This is a genomic window from Bacillota bacterium (assembly GCA_029961055.1).
In the GTDB taxonomy this organism is placed as follows: domain Bacteria; phylum Bacillota; class Sulfobacillia; order JAIMAT01; family JAIMAT01; genus JAIMAT01.
In genome coordinates, this window is the sequence record JASBVM010000049.1 from 13848 (window position 1) to 30891 (window position 17044).

14 protein-coding genes are annotated in these 17044 nt (G+C 74.4%); 4 read left to right on the top strand and 10 right to left on the bottom strand.

Annotated features, from left to right (window positions below; genetic code table 11):
• Window positions 1–27: 27 nt before the first annotated feature.
• Window positions 28–3231 carry a DNA polymerase III subunit alpha gene (locus tag QJR14_10280; GenBank protein MDI3317985.1) on the top strand — a complete coding sequence of 1068 codons (3204 nt, stop codon included), beginning with the start codon at window positions 28–30 and terminating at the stop codon, window positions 3229–3231.
• On the opposite strand, the gene QJR14_10285 is transcribed toward QJR14_10280, so the two are convergent.
• The 6 genes from QJR14_10285 to pdxS all read right to left on the bottom strand — a co-directional run bounded on the left by QJR14_10285 (window position 3132) and on the right by pdxS (window position 9331).
• On the bottom strand, window positions 3132–3926 hold the full coding sequence (locus tag QJR14_10285) for an SDR family NAD(P)-dependent oxidoreductase (protein ID MDI3317986.1): 795 nt from the start codon (window positions 3924–3926) through the stop codon (window positions 3132–3134). The two genes, QJR14_10280 and QJR14_10285, sit on opposite strands and share 100 nt — an antisense overlap.
• Window positions 3927–3929: 3 nt before the next feature.
• Window positions 3930–5267, bottom strand: a complete 1338-nt coding sequence (locus tag QJR14_10290; GenBank protein ID MDI3317987.1) for an MFS transporter — start codon at window positions 5265–5267, stop codon at window positions 3930–3932.
• 186 nt (window positions 5268–5453) lie between these two features.
• Entirely contained in the window at window positions 5454–7019 is a 1566-nt protein-coding gene (locus tag QJR14_10295) for an SLC13 family permease (GenBank protein ID MDI3317988.1), read from the bottom strand.
• Window positions 7020–7093: 74 nt separating this feature from the next.
• Entirely contained in the window at window positions 7094–7729 is a 636-nt protein-coding gene (locus tag QJR14_10300) for a CvpA family protein (GenBank protein MDI3317989.1), read from the bottom strand.
• Between the two features lie 34 nt (window positions 7730–7763).
• A complete protein-coding gene (gene pdxT, locus QJR14_10305) occupies window positions 7764–8408 on the bottom strand; it encodes a pyridoxal 5'-phosphate synthase glutaminase subunit PdxT (GenBank protein MDI3317990.1) in 645 nt (214 codons plus the stop codon).
• Between the two features lie 2 nt (window positions 8409–8410).
• Entirely contained in the window at window positions 8411–9331 is a 921-nt protein-coding gene (gene pdxS, locus QJR14_10310; GenBank protein ID MDI3317991.1) for a pyridoxal 5'-phosphate synthase lyase subunit PdxS, read from the bottom strand.
• Between the two features lie 475 nt (window positions 9332–9806).
• Between pdxS and QJR14_10315 the strand changes: the two genes are divergently transcribed.
• Both QJR14_10315 and QJR14_10320 read left to right on the top strand, forming a co-directional pair.
• On the top strand, window positions 9807–11282 hold the full coding sequence (locus tag QJR14_10315) for a nodulation protein NfeD (protein MDI3317992.1): 1476 nt from the start codon (window positions 9807–9809) through the stop codon (window positions 11280–11282).
• Window positions 11283–11324: 42 nt separating this feature from the next.
• The gene (locus tag QJR14_10320) at window positions 11325–12218 is read left to right on the top strand and encodes an SPFH domain-containing protein (GenBank protein ID MDI3317993.1); all 894 of its coding nucleotides are present in this window, start codon (window positions 11325–11327) and stop codon (window positions 12216–12218) included.
• A 17-nt stretch (window positions 12219–12235) separates the two neighbouring features.
• Here QJR14_10320 and QJR14_10325 read toward each other — a convergent pair whose 3' ends face one another.
• Complete coding sequence (locus tag QJR14_10325; protein MDI3317994.1) at window positions 12236–12808, bottom strand: hypothetical protein; 573 nt, start codon at window positions 12806–12808, stop codon at window positions 12236–12238.
• Window positions 12809–12997: 189 nt separating this feature from the next.
• Between QJR14_10325 and QJR14_10330 the strand changes: the two genes are divergently transcribed.
• Window positions 12998–13540, top strand: a complete 543-nt coding sequence (locus QJR14_10330; GenBank protein ID MDI3317995.1) for a DUF134 domain-containing protein — start codon at window positions 12998–13000, stop codon at window positions 13538–13540.
• A 67-nt stretch (window positions 13541–13607) separates the two neighbouring features.
• Here the strand turns inward: QJR14_10330 and QJR14_10335 are convergent, their stop codons facing one another.
• The 3 genes from QJR14_10335 to QJR14_10345 form a co-directional block, all read right to left on the bottom strand.
• Window positions 13608–15605: a HAMP domain-containing methyl-accepting chemotaxis protein gene (locus tag QJR14_10335; protein ID MDI3317996.1), complete on the bottom strand. Its 1998-nt coding sequence runs from the start codon at window positions 15603–15605 to the stop codon at window positions 13608–13610.
• A 69-nt stretch (window positions 15606–15674) separates the two neighbouring features.
• Window positions 15675–15974: a hypothetical protein gene (locus tag QJR14_10340; protein ID MDI3317997.1), complete on the bottom strand. Its 300-nt coding sequence runs from the start codon at window positions 15972–15974 to the stop codon at window positions 15675–15677.
• Between the two features lie 486 nt (window positions 15975–16460).
• Window positions 16461–17030, bottom strand: a complete 570-nt coding sequence (locus QJR14_10345; GenBank protein ID MDI3317998.1) for a type 1 glutamine amidotransferase domain-containing protein — start codon at window positions 17028–17030, stop codon at window positions 16461–16463.
• Window positions 17031–17044: the final 14 nt, after the last annotated feature.

Genomic DNA, 17044 nt, shown 5'->3' on the forward strand with positions numbered 1-17044 from the left:
GCCCGTCCCGGCGAAAGGAGCCCGACGGTGAAGCGCATCCCCTTTGTCCACCTGCACGTGCACTCCGCCTTCTCCTTCCTCGACGGGGCCAGCTCGCCGGAGGAGCTGGTCCGGCGAGCGGCCGAGCTGGGCATGCCGGCGCTGGCCCTCACCGACCACGACAACGTCAGCGGCGCCGTCCGCTTCGCCCGCGCGGCCCGGGCCGCCGGCATCCAGCCGATCCAGGGCGCCGAGGTGACGTTGGAGGGCGGCTACCACCTGACGCTCCTGGCCACGGGGCCGGAGGGATACGCCCATCTCTGCCAGCTCCTCTCCGACGCCCACCTCCTCCACCCGCGGGGGGAGCCGCGCGTCCGCTGGGAGAGCCTGGCCGCCCATCACCAGGGACTGATCGCCCTCTCCGGCTGCAGGCGGGGAGAGATCGCCCACCACATCCTCCGCCGCGACTTCGCCGGCGCGCTGGAGGCCGCCCGCCGCCACCGCGCGCTCTGGGGGGAGCGCTTCTACCTCGAGGTGCAGGAAGCGCTCCTCCCCGGGGACCGCTTCCTCAACCGCCACCTCCGGGAGCTGGGCGAGACCCTCGGCATCCCGCTGGTGGCCACCCACGACGTCCACCACGCGACGCCGGGGGGCTTCCGCACCCACGACCTGCTCAGCTGCGTCCGCCTGGGCATCTCCGTCGAAGAGGCGCACCCCGAGCGCCCGCTCAACGACGACCTGAGCCTGCACGACCCGGCCGCCATGGCCCGGCGCTTCGCCTGGGCGCCGGAGGCGCTGGAGCACGCCTGGGAGATCGCCCAGCTCTGCCGGCCGGCGCTGGATCCGGCGCGGCGCCGTTACCCGCGCTTCCCGGTGCCCAAAGGCGAGAGCGCCGACAGCTATCTCCGCCGCCTGGCATTGGCCGGCGCCCGCGAGCGGTACGGCCGCCTGACGCCGGCCGTCCGCGAGCGGCTGGAGCGGGAGCTCCGGGTGGTGGAGAGGCTGGGCTACGCCGACTACTTCCTGACCGCCTGGCAGGTGGTGGAGGACGCCCGCCGGGAGGGGATCCGCTGCGCGGGCCGCGGTTCGGCCGGGGCCAGCGCGCTCGCCTACTGCCTCCGCCTCTCCGAGGTCGACCCGATCGCGCGCAACCTGCCCTTCGAGCGCTTCCTGAGCCTGGAGCGGGCGGAGAAGCCGGACATCGACCTCGACTTCGACGCCCGCCACCGGGACCGGGTGGCCGAGCGGGTGATCGCCCGCTACGGGCAGGAGCACGTGGCCGCCGTCGCCACCTACGTCACCTACCAGGCGCGCTCGGCGGTGCGCGACATGGGCAGGGTGCTGGGCTACCCGCCGGAGGAGGTCGACGCGCTGGCCAAGAGCCTCCCCCACCTGCCCGCCGACGCCATCCCCGAGGCGCTGGAGCGCTTCCCGGAGCTGCGCCGCGGCCCCTGGCGGGAGGAGCGCTACCGGCCGCTCCTCGAGGCCAGCGTCCGCCTGGCCGGTATCCCCCGCTTCCTGGGGACGCACCTGGGGGGCCTCGTGATCAGCGGCGAGCCCATCCGGGAGGTGACCCCGCTCCAGTGGGCGGCCAAGGGGGTGCAGATCGCCCAGTTCGACCGGGACGACGTGGAGGAGCTGAACCTGGTCAAGATCGACCTCCTCTCGCTCAAGGCGCTCAGCCTGCTGGAGGATGCGGAGGCCGGCGTGATCCGGGAACGTCCCGGCTTCCGGTACGAGGCGCTCCCTCTGGACGACCGGGCCACCTACCGGCTCCTCCGACGGGGGGAGACCGTGGGCGTCTTCCAGCTGGAGAGCCCCGCCCAACGGGCGCTCCAGGCACGCCTGGGGGCCGAGCGGCTGGAGGACGTGGTGGCCAGCCTGGCCCTCATCCGCCCGGGTCCCATCAAGGGGAACATGGTCGATCCCTACGTCGCCCGGCGGCAGGGACGGGAGCCGGTCACCCTCCCCCACCCGGCGCTGGTGCCCATCCTGGAGAAGACCTACGGGGTCGTCCTCTTCCAGGAGCAGGTGATCGCCATCGCCACCGAACTGGCCGGCTTCACCCCCGGCGAGGCCGACCGGCTCCGCCGGCTGATGACCCACGCCCGCTCCCGCCAGGAGATGCACGCGATGGGGGAGGAGTTCGTCCGCCGCGCGGCCGCCCGGGGCGTGGAGGAGGAGATCGCGCGCCAGGTCTTCGCCTCCCTGGAGGGCTACGCCAGTTATGGATTCAGCGAGGCACACGCCGCCGCCTTCGCCACCACCAGCTACTGGACGGCCTACCTCTCGGCCCACCACCCCGCGCACTTCTTCGCCGCGCTCCTGAACAACCAGCCGATGGGCTTCTACGCGCCGGCGACGCTGGTCAACGAGGCGCGCAACCGCGGCGTCCGCCTCCTGGGGCTGGACGTCAACCGCAGCGGCGAGCGGTTCGAGGTGGAGACACGGGGAGGACGGAAGGCGATCCGCATCCCCCTCTCCCAGGTGAAGGGGATCCGGCAGACGGAGCTGGCCTCCATCCTGGAAGCTCGCCGGGAGAGGGCCTTCGCCTCCTTCGTCGACTTCCGGCGGCGGACGCGGGTGGAGCGGGACACGCTGGAGCGGCTTGTCCTCGCCGGCGCCTTCGACGCCCTCCATCCCAACCGGCGGGCGCTCCTGGCCTGGCTCCCGCCCGCGGAGGACCCCTCGGCACCCGCCGGCTTCCAGCCGGCCCTGGAGCTCCGGCCGGCCGAGACGGGCCCCGACTTCACGCCGGAGGAGCGGCTCCTCCTCGAGTACGGGATCCTGGGGATGAGCGTGGAGGGCCATCCCATGCGCTTCTGGCGCGAGCGACTGCGCCGGGAGGGCTTCCTCAGCCGCCGGCAGCTGGAGCAGGTGCCGGACGGGCACCTGGTCCGGGTGGCCGGGCTGCCGGTCCGGCCCCACCGCCCGCCCACGCGGAGCGGGCGGACGGTGGTCTTCCTCTCGCTGGAGGATGAGACCGGCCTGACCGACGTCACCGTCTTCGAGGGGACGTACCAGCGCTACGGGCACCTGCTCTTCGGCCCGGAGACACCGCCCCTGCGGGTGGTGGGCCGGCTGCAGCGGCGCGGCCGGGGCATCGCCGTGGTCGCCCAGTGGATCGGCGAGCTCCGCTTCCGGCCGTCCGGTCAGAGCGGCGGCTCGTATCGCCCGTCCACGGCCGTCCAGCCGCCGTCGACCAGGAAGAGCGTCCCGGTCACGTACCGCGAGGCGTCGGAGGCGAGGTAGACCACCGCCGTGGCCACTTCCTCCGGCTCACCCCAGCGGCCCAGGGCCGTCCGCGCGGCGTACTGCCGCGCCCACTCGGGATCGCTCCGGATCGGCGCGGTGAGCGGCGTCTCGATCACGCCGGGCGCCACCGCGTTGGCCCGGACGCCCCGTGGGCCCAGTTCGGCGGCCAGCGCCCGGACCAGCTGGAGCGTGCCCGCCTTGGTCGCCGCGTAGGCGCCCTGTCCCGGCTCCACCACCTGCGCACGGATCGAGGCGAAGGCGATCAGGCTGCCCCCGCCCTGCGCGGCCATCCGGCGGCCGGCCGCGCGGAGGAAGTGGAAGGTGCCGCGCAGGTTGAGGCCGATCACCCGGTCGAACTCCGCGGTGGAGAGGTCCAGGAGCCGCTTCCGCACGTTGACGCCGGGCGTGGTCACCGCCACGTCCAGCCGGCCCCGGCGGGCGGCGGTCGCCTCCACCACCCGGGAGACGGCCTCCGGGTCGGTCAGGTCCAGCGCCACCGCGCTCGCCTCGCCGCCGGCCGCCCGGATCGCCTCCGCCGTCCTTTCCGCCCCCTGGGCGTCCAGGTCGGCACAGACGACGTGCGCTCCGAAGTCGGCCAGCGCCTCGGCCGAGGCGCGGCCCAGGCCCGAGGCGGCTCCCGCCACCAGCGCCACGCGGCCGCCCAGCTCGAAGAGCTGCCGGTAGCGGCCCAACGCTCATACCTCCTGCCCCGCGCCGGGCGCGCCGCCGACGGGCGGCTCGGCCACCAGGCCCGGCGTCTGCTGCCGGAGCGTCAGCACCAGCAAGCCTGCCACCAACAGGCTGGCGATCAGGAAGAGCAGCCCGCTCATGAACTGGCCGGTCGCCTTGTTCAGGTAACCCACCGCGAAGGGGCCGACGAAGCCGCCCAGGTTGCCCACCGAGTTGACCAGCCCGATGCCCGCCGCGCGGGCGTCGTCGGTGAGAAAGGTGGAAGGCAGCGACCAGAAGGGCCCGAAGGCGCTGTAGATGCCGATGGCGGCCAGCGTGAAGAAGGCGAAGGCGAGGACCACCTGGCCGCCGGCCAGCGCGCTGACCAGCAGGGCTGCCGCCCCCGCGACGATGGCCGTGAACAGGTGGAACTTCCTCTCACCCGTCCGGTCGGAGTGCCGGCCCGCCAGGATCATGGCGACCAGCGCAGGGATGTAGGCGGCGGCCGTCAGGAGGCCCACCAGCAGGTCGTTCTGCGAGGTGGTGATGTGCTTGAGGATCGTGGGGAGCCAGATGCCGAAGCCGTAGAAGCCGGTGATCCAGAAGAAGTAGATCAGCGCCAGCCGCCAGGTGTCCCAGCGCAGGAGTCCCTGCCAGAGCGTCAGCTGGTGGCGCTGGCGGACGGCGGCCGCCTCGCGGTCCAGCTCGCCCTGCAGCCAGCGCTTCTCCTGGTCGGTCAGCCAGCGCGCCTCCGCCGGCCGGTCCGCCATCAGCCAGATGTTCAGGAACCCGAGAACCACGGCGGGCAGCCCTTCCAGGATGTAGACCCACTGCCAGCCGGCCAGGCCGAGCCAGTGGACATGCTGGAGAATGTAGCCGCTGACGGGCGCGCCCACGATGTTGGAGACGGCGAGCGCGCTCATGAAGAGCGCCACCGCCCGCGCCTGCTCTTCCTGGCGGAACCAGTGCGTCAGGTAGAGGATGATCCCCGGGAAGAAGCCGGCCTCCGCCAGGCCCAGGACGAAGCGGACCAGGTAGAACTGCCAGGGTGTCCGGATGAAGGCCATCAGGATGGCGACGATCCCCCAGGTGACCAGGATCCGGGCGATCCAGCGCCGCGCGCTCCAGCGCTCCACCATCACCGTGGACGGGATCTCCAGGATGAAATACCCGAAGAAGAAGATGCCGGAGCCCAGGCCGAAGACGGCCGGGTCGAAGCCCAGCTCCTTGTTCATCTCCAGGGCGGCGAAGCCGACGTTGACCCGATCGAGGTAGGCGATGATATAGAGGAGGAAGACGTACGGGATGATGCGCAGCATCCGCTTGCGCTGCACGGAGGCCTCGATCCGAGCGCTTTCCGACATTTTTCACCCTCCCCGCGTGCATTTCGGTTTTCCTTCGCGGGCCGGGGAAGGCTTCCTCCTGCTCACCTTCGCAGCGTCGGGGGAAAGCGCCCCATCATCCCTGGGCCGGCGCCGGGCGCGGTGAGGATCCCCGGGTGTCACGGCCGGCCGGCCGCAGCGGCCAGACGGCGGGGCCCGTCCCGCCGTCTAGCCGCCGATCCCGATCCGCGGCCACCAGAGCGTCGCCGTCAGCACCACCAGAGCCACGTTGGCGGCGGTCATCCAGAGTCCCGGCCACCCCATCTCCCGCTGCCGGAGCCGGCCCTGGGTGACCGCCACCATGTTGGAGACGGTCTGGACCGCCAGGAGATAGCCGTTGTCCGCGGAGAGCGCCAGCACCATCCCCCAGGCGAGCGGGTCGGCCCCGTGCGCCCGCGCCAGCGAGATGACCAGCGGCGCCAGGACCACCACCTCGCTGGAGACGTTGCTGAGCACCAGGTGGAGCAGCTGCGTCAGGACGGCCAGGAGGAGGACGTCCCAGCCCGGCCGCCCCAGGGCCGCCCCCAGCGGGCTCCCCGCCAGGCCCTGCGCCAGCCAGGCGGCTGCGCCGCTGTCCGTGAGGGCGTTGCCGAGACCGATGGTCCCGGCCACGGTGAGAATCGTCCCCCAGCCGATCCGCGACATCTCGGTCCAGGGGGCCACCCCCACCCCAGGAATCGCCATGGCCAGCCCCGTCAGCAGCGCGGTGGCCGAGAGCGGGATTCCCGTCCAGCTTCCCGTCGCCCACAGCAGGATGGCCACCGCGATCCACGCCAGCGCCCGCCGCTCCGCCGCGGCCAGCGGCCCCAGGCCCCGGACCTCCGCGCCCAGCCGCTCCAGGAAGGCCGGTCCCGGCTCCGGCGCCGGAGAGGTCCAGCGGATCACCGGTCCCGCCGCCAGGAGGCCCCCCAGCCAGACCGGCCAGGCGCCCAGGAGCCAGGTGAAGTAGCCCACGTGCAACCCCAGGCTGCGCGCCAGGATGGCGGCGGTCAGGATGTTCCCCACCGCCGCAGGAAGCAGGCCGCTGTTGGAGACGTTGCCCCCGAAGGCGAGGGCCAGCATCCACTGGCGTCGCCGCGCCTGCTCCGAACCGGGCGGCTCGCCGGGCTCCCGCGCCCGCTCCAGCATCGCCTCCACCACCGGCAGCATCAGCTGCGAGCGGACCGCGTTGGCCGGGACGCCCCAGGCCAGCACCTGCGGGAGGAGGAGGAGCGCCTGCAGCGTGCCTCCGGGTCGCCGCCCGGCGCGCCAGGCCAGCTCCAGCGCCACCCGCCGCGCCAGGCCCGAGATCTCCACGCCCCGGGCCATGAACATGCCGCCGATGAGGAGGAGGGTCGCCTCGGAGGCGAAGCCGCTGAAGGCCAGGTCCGGCGTCGCCGCGCCGCTCAGGATCAGCGCCACCACCGCCAGCAGCGCGCCCACGGGCAACGCCACCGGCATGGCGATCCAGAGAAGGACCGCGCCCGCGGCCACCGCCAGGGCCGGTCGCGCGGCGCCGGCCGGCAGACCGGGCCAGGAGGCCACCGCGAGGCCGACCAGGAGGGAGGCACCCAGCCCGGCCAGGGCGCGGCGCGCCTCGTCGCCGCCGGCCGGCGGCGGATCGATCCGGCCGGCGGCCGCGTCCGGGATCCGCCCCGGGCCGTCGAGCAGGCGGCTCGGGCGCGCATCCGGCAGCCGCCCGCCGCGGGCGGCCACCTTCCTCGCGTCCCGGCCGTGCGCATCCGGCAAATCCACCCCTCCCGGCAGGGAGGCTTAGCCGGGCACCGGCGTTCCACCTGCCGGGGGCGCTCCGCCCGGCCCGGGCGGCATCAGCGCGAGAGACGGAACGCGTCCAGCGCCTGCTGCGGCCCCAGCGCCAGGATGGCGTGCCCGAAAGGCGCCAGCGTCCGGACGATCTGCGAGTGATGCAGCGCGGCCGCGAAGCCGGGCGCGCGGAGCGGCCCCGCCGCCTGGATGGCCAGGTCGGCCAGGATGGAGACGATCAGCGCGCCGCCGGCGAACTGGACGGCCGCGCCGGCGAGGCGGTTGAGGAGGGAGACGCCCGGCAACCGGCCCAGCGTCCCCTGGAGGAGGCGGCCCAGCAGGTGGACCGTCACCTCCGCCAGGAGCGCCACCAGCGCGAAGGCGGCGATCCAGACCAGGAGCCGCGCCGCCTGGTCGATCTGGATCGCGACCGGCAGGAGCGGCCCCGCCGTCCCCTGCGAGGCAGCGGGCACCGCCCCGGTCCCCAGCTGCTTCGCCAACCAGGCGCCCAGCTGCGCTGCGGCCGAGCGGCCGGCGGCGCTCCCCGCCAGGACCGGGGCTGCCCGCCAGGCGACGTAGAGCCCGACCAACCGGCCCAGGAATCCCGATGCGGAGAGGAAGAAGCCCGTCTGGAGACCGGCGGCCGCCTGCGTCACCAGATAGAGGAGCACGACCAGGTCGACGATCCGGCCGGCTGCCATCGCTCCACCCCCGTCCGCATCCTACCGCGGGAGCTCAGCCTCGGCTGGCCAGGAGGCCGAGCCAGGTGCGGGCGACCCGCAGGTCCCGCGTCAGCTCCGGATGGAAGGTGCTGGCCAGCCAGCGTCCGCGCCCCACCAGCACGGGCTCGCCCCGCCAGCGGGCCAGCACCCGGGCGCCCCCTGGGGCCACCGCGGCGATGCGGGGGGCGCGGATGAAGACTGCCTCCAGCGGCTCCGGCGGCGATCCCGCCAGCTCCGGGTCCAGCTCCTCCGGCGCGATGCGGGCGACGAAGGAGTCGATCTGCCGCCCGAAGGCGTTCCTGCGGATGGTGATCGGCAGGACCGGGAGCGGGCCGGGCCCCTCGCCCTCGATCTCGCGTGCCATCAGGATCGCGCCCGCGCAGGTGCCGAAGAGCCCGAGCCCCGCCTCGACCGCCCTCCGGAGCGCCTCCGGCCAGCCGTCCCGGGCGAGGAGGCTCCGGAGCGTCGTGCTCTCGCCGCCGGGCAACGCCAGGCCGGCAAGTCCCTCCAGCTCCTCCGGCCGCTTCACCCGGCGAACCTCGGCCCCCGCCCGCTCCAGCGCGGCCGCGTGCTCGCGCACGTCGCCCTGGAGGTCGAGCACGCCGACCCGCAGCCGACCCGCCTCCGCGCCGTGGAGCCCTCCCCCCGCTGCGGCCATCCTCAGATCCCCCGCTCCTGCATCCGCTGGGCGGGCTCCAGCGTGCCGGTCTCGATGCCGGGCATGGCCTCGCCCAGGTCCTGGGAGACCTCGGCCAGGAGCGCCGGGTCCTCGGGGTGGGCGGTGGCCAGGACGATGGCGCGGGCGCGGCGCGCCGGATCGGCCGACTTGAAGATGCCGGAGCCGACGAAGATGCCGTCGGCGCCGAGCCGCATGAGCAGCGCCGCGTCCGCGGGCGTGGCCACGCCTCCGGCCGCGAAGTTGACCACAGGAAGCCGGCCCAGGTCGCGCGTCTCCCGCACCAGCTCCAGCGGCGCGCCCAGCTCCCGCGCCTCGCGGACCAGCTCCTCGTCCGGCAGCTCCCGGAGGCGCCGGATCTGCGACCGGACGCGGCGGAGATGGCGAACCGCCTCCACCACGTTGCCGGTGCCGGGCTCGCCCTTGGTGCGGATCATGGCCGCGCCCTCCGCGATGCGGCGCAGCGCCTCGCCCAGGTCGCGGGCGCCGCAGACGAAGGGGACCCGGAAGCGCCTCTTGTCGATGTGGAACTCCTCGTCGGCGGGGGTGAGCACCTCGCTCTCGTCGATGTAGTCGACGCCCAGGGCCTCCAGGATCTCCGCCTCGGCGAAGTGGCCGATGCGGACCTTGGCCATCACGGGGATGGTGACCGCCTCCATGATCGCCTTCACCCGCGCGGGATCGGCCATGCGGGCGACCCCGCCGGCCGCCCGGATGTCGGCCGGCACCCGCTCCAGCGCCATCACCGCCACGGCGCCCGCCTCCTGGGCGATGCGCGCCTGCTCGGGCGTGGTCACGTCCATGATCACGCCGCCCTTCAGCATCTCGGCCAAGCCGCGCTGGAGAAGCGGGTCGCCCGCCTGGCGACCCTCCTGCTCCGCGCCTGCACCCGTAACGCCGCTCATCCACCATCCCTCCCAGGGGCCTCGGGGCGGGGCTCGGGCGGGGGAAGGAAGCGGCGAGCCCCGGGCGAGACGCCCGGGGCTGGGGAGGAGGGTTCTGCGTCCGAGCCCTGGCGGCCGGCCACCCGCGGGGCGGCCGCGCCGGCCAGGATCCTGCCGGCTCGGGCGCCTTCGCCCACTCCGACTGTACGGTCGGCTCCGGATTCGCACCGGCTCACGCGTTGAGGCGGATGGGCTCGTCCCCGCTCCGGCGCCGCCGGAGGAGGCATCACCACCGATCGGGAATCGGGTCGCCGGCCGTGCACCGGCCCCCTCACCCTGCCCCGAAGGCTGATCCCGTTTGCATCGAGCATAGGTCCGCCGGACGGGGGCGTCAACGCGAAGCGGGCGCCGGGCGCACCCGGGTCGGCGCCTCCCGGAGAAGAGGAGCTCCCTCCCCTCCGACGAAGCTTTGGCCCGTCGGAAAGGAAGTGAGGCCGTGCGCGCTCCCCTCCGCACCCCCGCAGACACCCGCCGCTTCCGTGCCTCCCCGGCGTGGTGCCGCCGCCTCGCCGCCTGCCTCTTCCTCCTGGCGCTGGCGGCGCTTCTGCCGACCGCCTCGCCGGGCGGCGCCGCGGCGCAGCCCCGGCGGCGGGTGGAGGTGCTTCCTTTCCAGGGGGCGATCAACCCCGTCAGCGCCGACCTGATCGTCGGCCGGATCCGGCAGGCGGAGCGGGACGGCGCCGCCGCCTTCGTCCTGGAGCTGGACACGCCCGGGGGCGGGATGGAGAGCATGCGGCGGATCGCCCGGGCCATGCTCTCCAGCCGCGTGCCGGTCATCGTCTTCGTCTACCCGCCCGGCGCCCGGGCGGCCTCGGCGGGCACCTTCCTGGCGTACGCCGGCCACCTGGCCGCCATGGCGCCGGGCACCGAGATCGGCGCGGCAAGCCCGGTGGGCCTCGGGGGCGCCCAGCTGGGGGCGACCGAAGAGGCGAAGGTGACCGCGGACGCCGTGGCCATGATCACCGCCTGGGCCCAGCGGAACGGCCGGAACGCCGCCTGGGCGGCGGAGGCGGTCCGGAGCGCCGCCTCGCTCCCGGCGGAGGAGGCGCTCCGCCTCCACGTGGTCGACGCCCTGGCCCCGTCGCTGCCGGAGCTGCTCCGGGAGCTGGACGGGCGGGAGGTGGTCCTGAGCACCGCCGCCGGCGAACGCCGGGCCCGCCTGCAGCTGGCCGGCGCCGCCCTCCGCGTCGAGCCCGTCCCCTGGTGGACCGAGGCGGCCGAGGCGCTGGCCGACCCCAACCTGGCGCTCCTCCTGCTCTCGCTCGGCTTCTGGGCGATCGTCGCCGAGTTCGCGCACCCCAACCTGGTCAGCGGCGTGGTCGGCGCCATCGCCGCGCTGGTCGGCCTCCTCGGGCTGGAGCTGCTCAGCGCCAGCGCCACCGGGATCCTCCTGGTGCTGACCGGGCTGGTCCTCTTCCTGGTCGACCTGAAGGTGCAGGCGCACGGGTTCGTCACCGCCGCCGGCGCGGTCGCCTTCCTCCTGGGAACGCTCTTGTTGTTCCCCGCCTCGGGCGTGCCCGGCGCGCCCGCTCCGCAGCTCTCGCCCTGGCTGGTGGGGGGGCTCCTCCTCTTCTCCCTGTCGGGCAGCCTGGCCCTGGGCTGGCTGGTCCGGCGGACGCGCCGGCCTGCCATGCCGCTGGGGACCGCCGCCCTGGTCGGCCTGCGCGGGCGGGTGGTGGTCGCCGTCCGGCCGCCGGGGGTCGAGCCCGCGGGGCTCGTCGCGGTGGCGGGCAGCGACTGGCGGGCGGTCCTCGTCCGGGGCGGAGCGGGCGGGGACGGGGACGGAGGGACGGGGGGCGCGGGCGAGCTTCCTCCCGGCAGCGAGGTGGAGGTGGTGGCGGTCCGCGGGCTCGAACTGGAAGTCCGGCCGGTCGCCGGGCCTGCAGGCGGAACCCCTGCCCGGGGAGAATGAGGCGGCAGGAGCCCGAGAGCGGGCGAAAGGGCGGTGGAAAGCATGTCGATCCCCGGTCTGATCCTCTTCCTGCTCGTCCTCGCCATCGTCGTCCTCCTACTGCGGGCAGTCATCCACATCGTCCCCGAGTACCAGCGGCTGGTGGTCTTCCGCCTGGGGAAGTGCATCGGCCATCGCGGCCCGGGTCTGGTCCTGCTCATCCCCGTCGTCGACCGGCCGGTCACCGTCGACCTGCGCGAGCGCTTCCTGGAGATTCCCAAGCAGACCTCCATCACCAAGGACAACGCGCCCATCGGCATCGACTTCCTCGTCTACTCGCGGGTGGAGGACCCGGTCAACTCGGTGGTCCGCATCACCGACTTCTCCAGCGCGGTGATCGGTCTGGCCACCACCAACCTGCGCGCGGTGGTGGGCGACCTCACCCTGGACGACGTGCTGGCGCGGCGGGACTACATCAACCAGACGCTGGCGGACAAGCTGGACGAGGTCACCGAGGGCTGGGGGGTCAAGGTGACGCGGGTGGAGATCCGCGAGATCACGCCGCCGGCCGACGTCCAGGAGGCGATGGTCCGCCAGATGTCGGCGGAGCGGGCGCGGCGGGCCATGATCACCGAGGCCGAAGGCCAGAAGCAGGCGGCGGTGACGGTGGCGGAGGGCGAGAAGCAGGCGGCCATCCTGCGCGCCGAGGGCGCCAAGCAGTCGCAGATCCTGGCCGCGCAGGGGCTTGCCACGGCGCTGGAGGCGATCTACGGCGTGGCCCGCTCCGTCGACGCCAACACCATGACGCTGGAGTACCTGGACGTCCTGCGCAGCATGGCCCAGGGCCAGGGAACCAAGTTCGTCATCCCGATGGAGTTCACGCGGCTTTTGGAACCGCTCCTGGGGGGCGGGCGCGGGGCCGGTAGCGACGGGGTGCCGCGCGCGGGCGGTTCCTGAGCGGCCCCGGGGCCCGGCTAGGCGGGCGGGCGCCGGCGCGGAGCCAGGGCGGTCCGCCGGTCAGCCTTGCGCAGGCGGAGCAGGTAGGGGTCGGAACCGCACTGCAGCACCCGCAGCGTCCCTTCTTCCACCTCCACGCCGCCGAAGCCGTCCACCCAGACCGTCCGGCTGCCCTCTTCGGTGTCGAAGTGGAGGATCAGCCGGTGCCCGTAGAGCGGGCCGTCGCCGGGCCAGCCGTCGCCCGGATGGCCTTCCGCCCGCTCGCCGACCTCCAGCCGGAGGAAGCGGCCCACGAACCGCTCCTGCCGCGCCACCTGCCGGTAGAGGGCGCGGCTCTCCTCGTTCAGGCCGGCGTAGACCCAGGTGACCCAGCCGTGCTCCACCTCCAACTCCTGGTCGAGGAAGGCCTCGATCCGGCGGAGCTCCTGGGCGTGGAAGCGGGCGTCCAGCCGCTCGAGCAGCCGCCCGGCGGCCCAGACCGCCAGCGCCACCAACAGACCCGCCCCCACCGCCGGCCAGGGCGGTGCCGTCCCCAGGTCGCCGGTTCCGCCGACCCAGGGCGCCAGCGCGGGCAGACCCACCGCCTCCACCTCCCCGGCGGGAAGTCGCGCCTGCGGAAGATGCGACGCGCCTCCGCCACCTTGAAGGTAGGGGCCTGGGACCCGGCCGCGTCAGCCCGGTCCGGGCGAACCGAGGATCGCACCTTCGGGTGATTTTTCCGGGACGGTTTGCAGTGACGCCATATTGGGTATATACCCATTACGGGAGGAGCGAGGAGGATGCCCCGGCACCGGAAGCCGCGCTGGATCGGCTGTGAGCCGCCCGTCACCGCCTTCCTTCCCGCCGGAGGCCCGCCGGCCGGGCCCGGGCGGGTGGATCTGACGGTGGACGAGTGGGAGAGCCTGCGCCTGGCGGACGCGCTGAACCTCGACCAGGAAGCTGCGGCCGCCCGGATGGGCGTCTCCCAGAGCACCTTTCAGCGCCTCCTGGCGACGGCACGCCGCAAGACGGCCCAGGCTCTGACCCAGGGCTGGGTCATCGCGGTGGGCGGTGGCAGCTACCGCCTCGTCCCACGACACGGAGAGGAAGGAGGTGGAACGATGCGCCACGGTGGGGGCATGCCCGGAGGGTGCGGAGCTCGCAGCTGGCAGGCCGCCGGCGGCCGCGGCCCCGGCTGGCAGGCTGCCGGCCTGGAGCCGCCCCACTGGCAGGATCGCCAGCATCTCGAGCGGATGGCGACCCATCTGGAGGAACGCCTGCGGATGGTACGCCGGCGGCTGCAAGAGCTCGGCGGAGAGCCCGGCGAGAAGCCCGAAGCCTGACCGCTTGCAGCCACCGGGCACATGGCAGGCCGCGGGCGTGGCGTCCGGACCGCGGAGAAGGCGCCGTTCAGGCGTCGGTCGGCGAGGAAGCGTCCCCCGTCTCCGGCGCCTCTTCCGGCCCCGCTTCCTCCTCCAGCCGGAAGCGGGTCAGCTGCTCCCGCAGCCTCTCCCCCAGCCCGGCCAGTTCCGCCGCCGTCTCCCGCATCTCGCGGCTCGAGGCCTCCAGCTCCTCCACGGCGGCGCTCACCTCCTCGCTGGCCGAGGCGGTGGCCTGGCTGTCGGCGGTCAGCAGCCCCATGGCGTGGCCCACCTCGGCGGCGCTGGCCGCCATCTCTTCCGCGGCCGACGCGTTCTCCTCCGCCGTCGTGGCCAGCCCCTCCATCACCCGTGCCAGCGCCCCGGCGTGCTCCCGCGCCGCCTCGCTCCGCGCGGCGATGGAGCGGATGGCATGATCGGTCTCCTCGATCGCCGTCCGGATCGCCCCGAGGGCCTCCTGCGCCTCGTCGACCCGGGAGGCGCCGGCCTGGAGCCGCTCGTCCACCTGGGCGATGGCCGCCGCCGTCCCACCCACCCCGCCGGCCATGCGCTCGAGGATCTCGCCGATCTCCCGGGTCGCCTCGGTGGAGCGCTGCGCCAGCCGGCGCACCTCCTGGGCCACCACGGCGAAACCGCGCCCGTGCTCGCCCGCCCGCGCCGCCTCGATGGCCGCGTTGAGCGCCAGCAGCTTGGTCTGCTCGGCCAGACCCGCCACCGTCTCCACGATGCGCCCCACCTGCCGGGAGCGCTCGCCCAGCTCCGCCACCGCCGCCGTCGCCGTGGCGGAGAGCTCCCGCACCCGGGCCAGGTCGACCAGCGTGGCCGAAACCGCCTCACCCCCGCTCCGGCTGGCCTCCATCGCCCGTCCGGAGCTGGCCAGCGCCTGTCCGCCCTCCTCGCTCACGGCCCGGATGGCCTCGCCCAGGACCTCCAGCGTCCGCGAGGCCTCCTCCACCTGGTTCGCCTGCCGCTCGGCCGCCTGGGCGATCTGCTCGATGGCCGCCCGCAGGTCGGCCACCGCGCCGGCCGCCGCCTCGACCTGCGCCGCCTGCGCGCCTGCCGTGGCCGCGACCCGGCCGATGGCCTCGCCGATCTCGGTGGCGGCCCGGGCCGTCCCGTCGCCGGAGGTCAGGAGCTCGCGGCCGGTGGCCGAGAGCTGCTGGGCAGTGGCGCGGACCCCGCCCAGGAGCGAACGCAGCTCGTCGACCATCCTCTGGAAGCTTCGCGCCAGGTCACCGCTCTCGTCGTCGCCCGTCGCCGGCATCGCCCCCAGCTTGAGCTCCCCGCGGCCCACCCGCTCCGCCGCCGCGGCCAGCCCGCGCAAGGGCGCCGAGAAGAGGTGCGAGAGCCAGAGGGCCGCCGCCACCGCCGCCGCCAGCGCCCCCAGGGTGACCGCCGCCGTCGCCCCGGTGCTCTGGCTGGCGGTCCTCTCCGCCGCTCGCTCCAGGCGCTCGGCCTCCTGGGAGGCCATGGCCACCAGGTCGTCGGCGCCCTGGCTGACCACGGCGCGGAGCGAGTGAAGCTCGGAGGTCTGGCCGATCATGGCGATGGTGTCCCCCGGGTGGAGCGAGGCGGCGTCCTGCACCACCCGCCGCACGTCCGCGTGGTAGGCCTGGCGCACGCGCTGCAGGTCGCCCAGCCGGCGCCGCTCCGCCGGGGAGGTGGCCAGGCCGGCCATCTCGCGCGCGGCGGCGTCCGACTGGGCGACCGCGGACTCGAGACTGCTCTCGTAGGTGGAATCCCCGGTCAGGAGGTACATGGCGACCGAGCGCTCGGCGTCGGTCTCCGCCTGGTTCAGCCGCCAGGCCGCCAGCTCCATCCGCACGGCCCGCTCGGTGAGAAGGCGGTAACCGGACGCCTCGGCCCTCAGCCCCGCGACGGCGACCACGCCCACCGCCAGCACCAGGAGGTCGACCACGAGGAAGCCGGCCATCAGCTTGGCTCGCAGCGTCCACCGGAACCTCCTGCGCCCCGGCCCCGGGCGGTCCTTCCCCGGCGCGCGCCCTTCGGGCGGTTCGCCGCCCGCCATCCTCGCTCACCCCTCGCCCCTCTTCATCGTCGCGCGCACCTGGGGCGTTGAGCGAGGCCGCGGGAGCCGCTACTTGACGGTGACGGCCTCCGTCACCTGGGCGGCCATGCCGGGCAGGGGCTTCTGATGCGCATCCACCAGCATCGCGGTGAGCGCGTGGCTGCCGGGGGCCGCCTGGACGGTCAGCTGAAGCTGGTCGGTGGTGGCCACGCTCTTCCCGTCCACCTGGACCACGATGGAGCCGTCCTGCTGCGCGCCCAGCTTGAAGTTGTCCACGGCCAGCTTGACGGTGAACGGCGACTGGACCGTGGAGCCGGGGCCCGGCTCCAGGATGTGGACCGCCGGACCCGTCTGGGCGGGAGGCTCCACGGACGGGCCCGTGCCGGTGGACGGCGTGCCGGAGCCGGAGCTGCCGGTCGTCTGGCTGGCCGACCCGCTGTTGGCAGCTCCGCCACCGCCACCGCCGCCGCAAGACGCCGCCAGAAGGACCAACGCCGCAAGGACGGCCACGGAAGAAAAGAAGAAGCGGAGGCGACTCGCCCCGGATGTCGCTGGCAACCCCCATCACTCCTCGCTGAGTCGGGCCCGGAAGGCCGGCAGGTTGCTTACCGTTTCGCCCCCGCCCGCGCTTCCCCTTCCCGCCCCAGTTCCGGCGACATCGCCCCGCGAGAGGGGTGAGCCTCAGGAAGCGGGCGCGCGCGGGCACCTGCGGCCGGGAACACGGGGCGCCGAAGGAGACCGCGGGCCGTGTCCTTCCTCCTGCTCACGCTCTGGGTCTTCAGGGACAGAAAGAGGAGCGGCCCGCGGCGGCGGGTCGCCCCTTCCCGCTCCGTGCTCGCCGCCCGGTCCGGCGCCTCAGCGGGCCGGGCTGGCGCTGGCCGCCCGCGCCGCCGCGAAGCGGTCGATGACGGCGGGAAGCCAGGCCGGCAGATCCGAAGGCTGTCGCGCGGTCACCAGCTGCACCCGCTCGTCCACCACCGTCTCGCGGTCCTCGTAGAGCGCGCCGGCGTTCTTCAGATCCTGGGCGATGCTCTTGTAGCCGGTCAGGCGGACCCCCCGGACCAGGTCGGCGCTGATCAGGATCTGGGGACCGTGGCAGATGCCCGCCACGGGCTTCCGGGCGTCGAAGAAGTCGCGGGTGAAGCGGAGCACGTCGGGGTTGGTGCGGATGGCGTCGGGCCCGCGGCCGCCCGGCAGGACCAGCGCGTCATACTCCGCCGCCCTCGCCTCGGCCACATCCCTGTCGACGGTGAGCGGCACGCCGTGCTTTCCGACCACCGAGCCGCCGGGCCGCTCGACCGCCACCACCTCGACGCGGGCGCCCTCCTCCTGGAGGCGATAGTAAGGGTAGAGCGCCTCCGAATCCTCGAAGCCCGGTCCGATCAGAAGCGCGATCCTCTGGCCGTCGAGTCGTCCCACAGCCATCCCTCCCGTCTTCC

Coding starts and splice junctions, on each gene's coding strand:
- QJR14_10290 (MDI3317987.1), bottom strand. CDS start 5,267: ATGTCGGAAAGCGCTCGGATCGAGGCCTCCGTGCAGCGCAAGCGGATG.
- QJR14_10335 (MDI3317996.1), bottom strand. CDS start 15,605: ATGGCGGGCGGCGAACCGCCCGAAGGGCGCGCGCCGGGGAAGGACCGC.
- QJR14_10320 (MDI3317993.1), top strand. CDS start 11,325: ATGTCGATCCCCGGTCTGATCCTCTTCCTGCTCGTCCTCGCCATCGTC.
- QJR14_10345 (MDI3317998.1), bottom strand. CDS start 17,030: ATGGCTGTGGGACGACTCGACGGCCAGAGGATCGCGCTTCTGATCGGA.
- QJR14_10330 (MDI3317995.1), top strand. CDS start 12,998: ATGCCCCGGCACCGGAAGCCGCGCTGGATCGGCTGTGAGCCGCCCGTC.
- pdxT (MDI3317990.1), bottom strand. CDS start 8,408: ATGGCCGCAGCGGGGGGAGGGCTCCACGGCGCGGAGGCGGGTCGGCTG.
- pdxS (MDI3317991.1), bottom strand. CDS start 9,331: ATGAGCGGCGTTACGGGTGCAGGCGCGGAGCAGGAGGGTCGCCAGGCG.
- QJR14_10300 (MDI3317989.1), bottom strand. CDS start 7,729: ATGGCAGCCGGCCGGATCGTCGACCTGGTCGTGCTCCTCTATCTGGTG.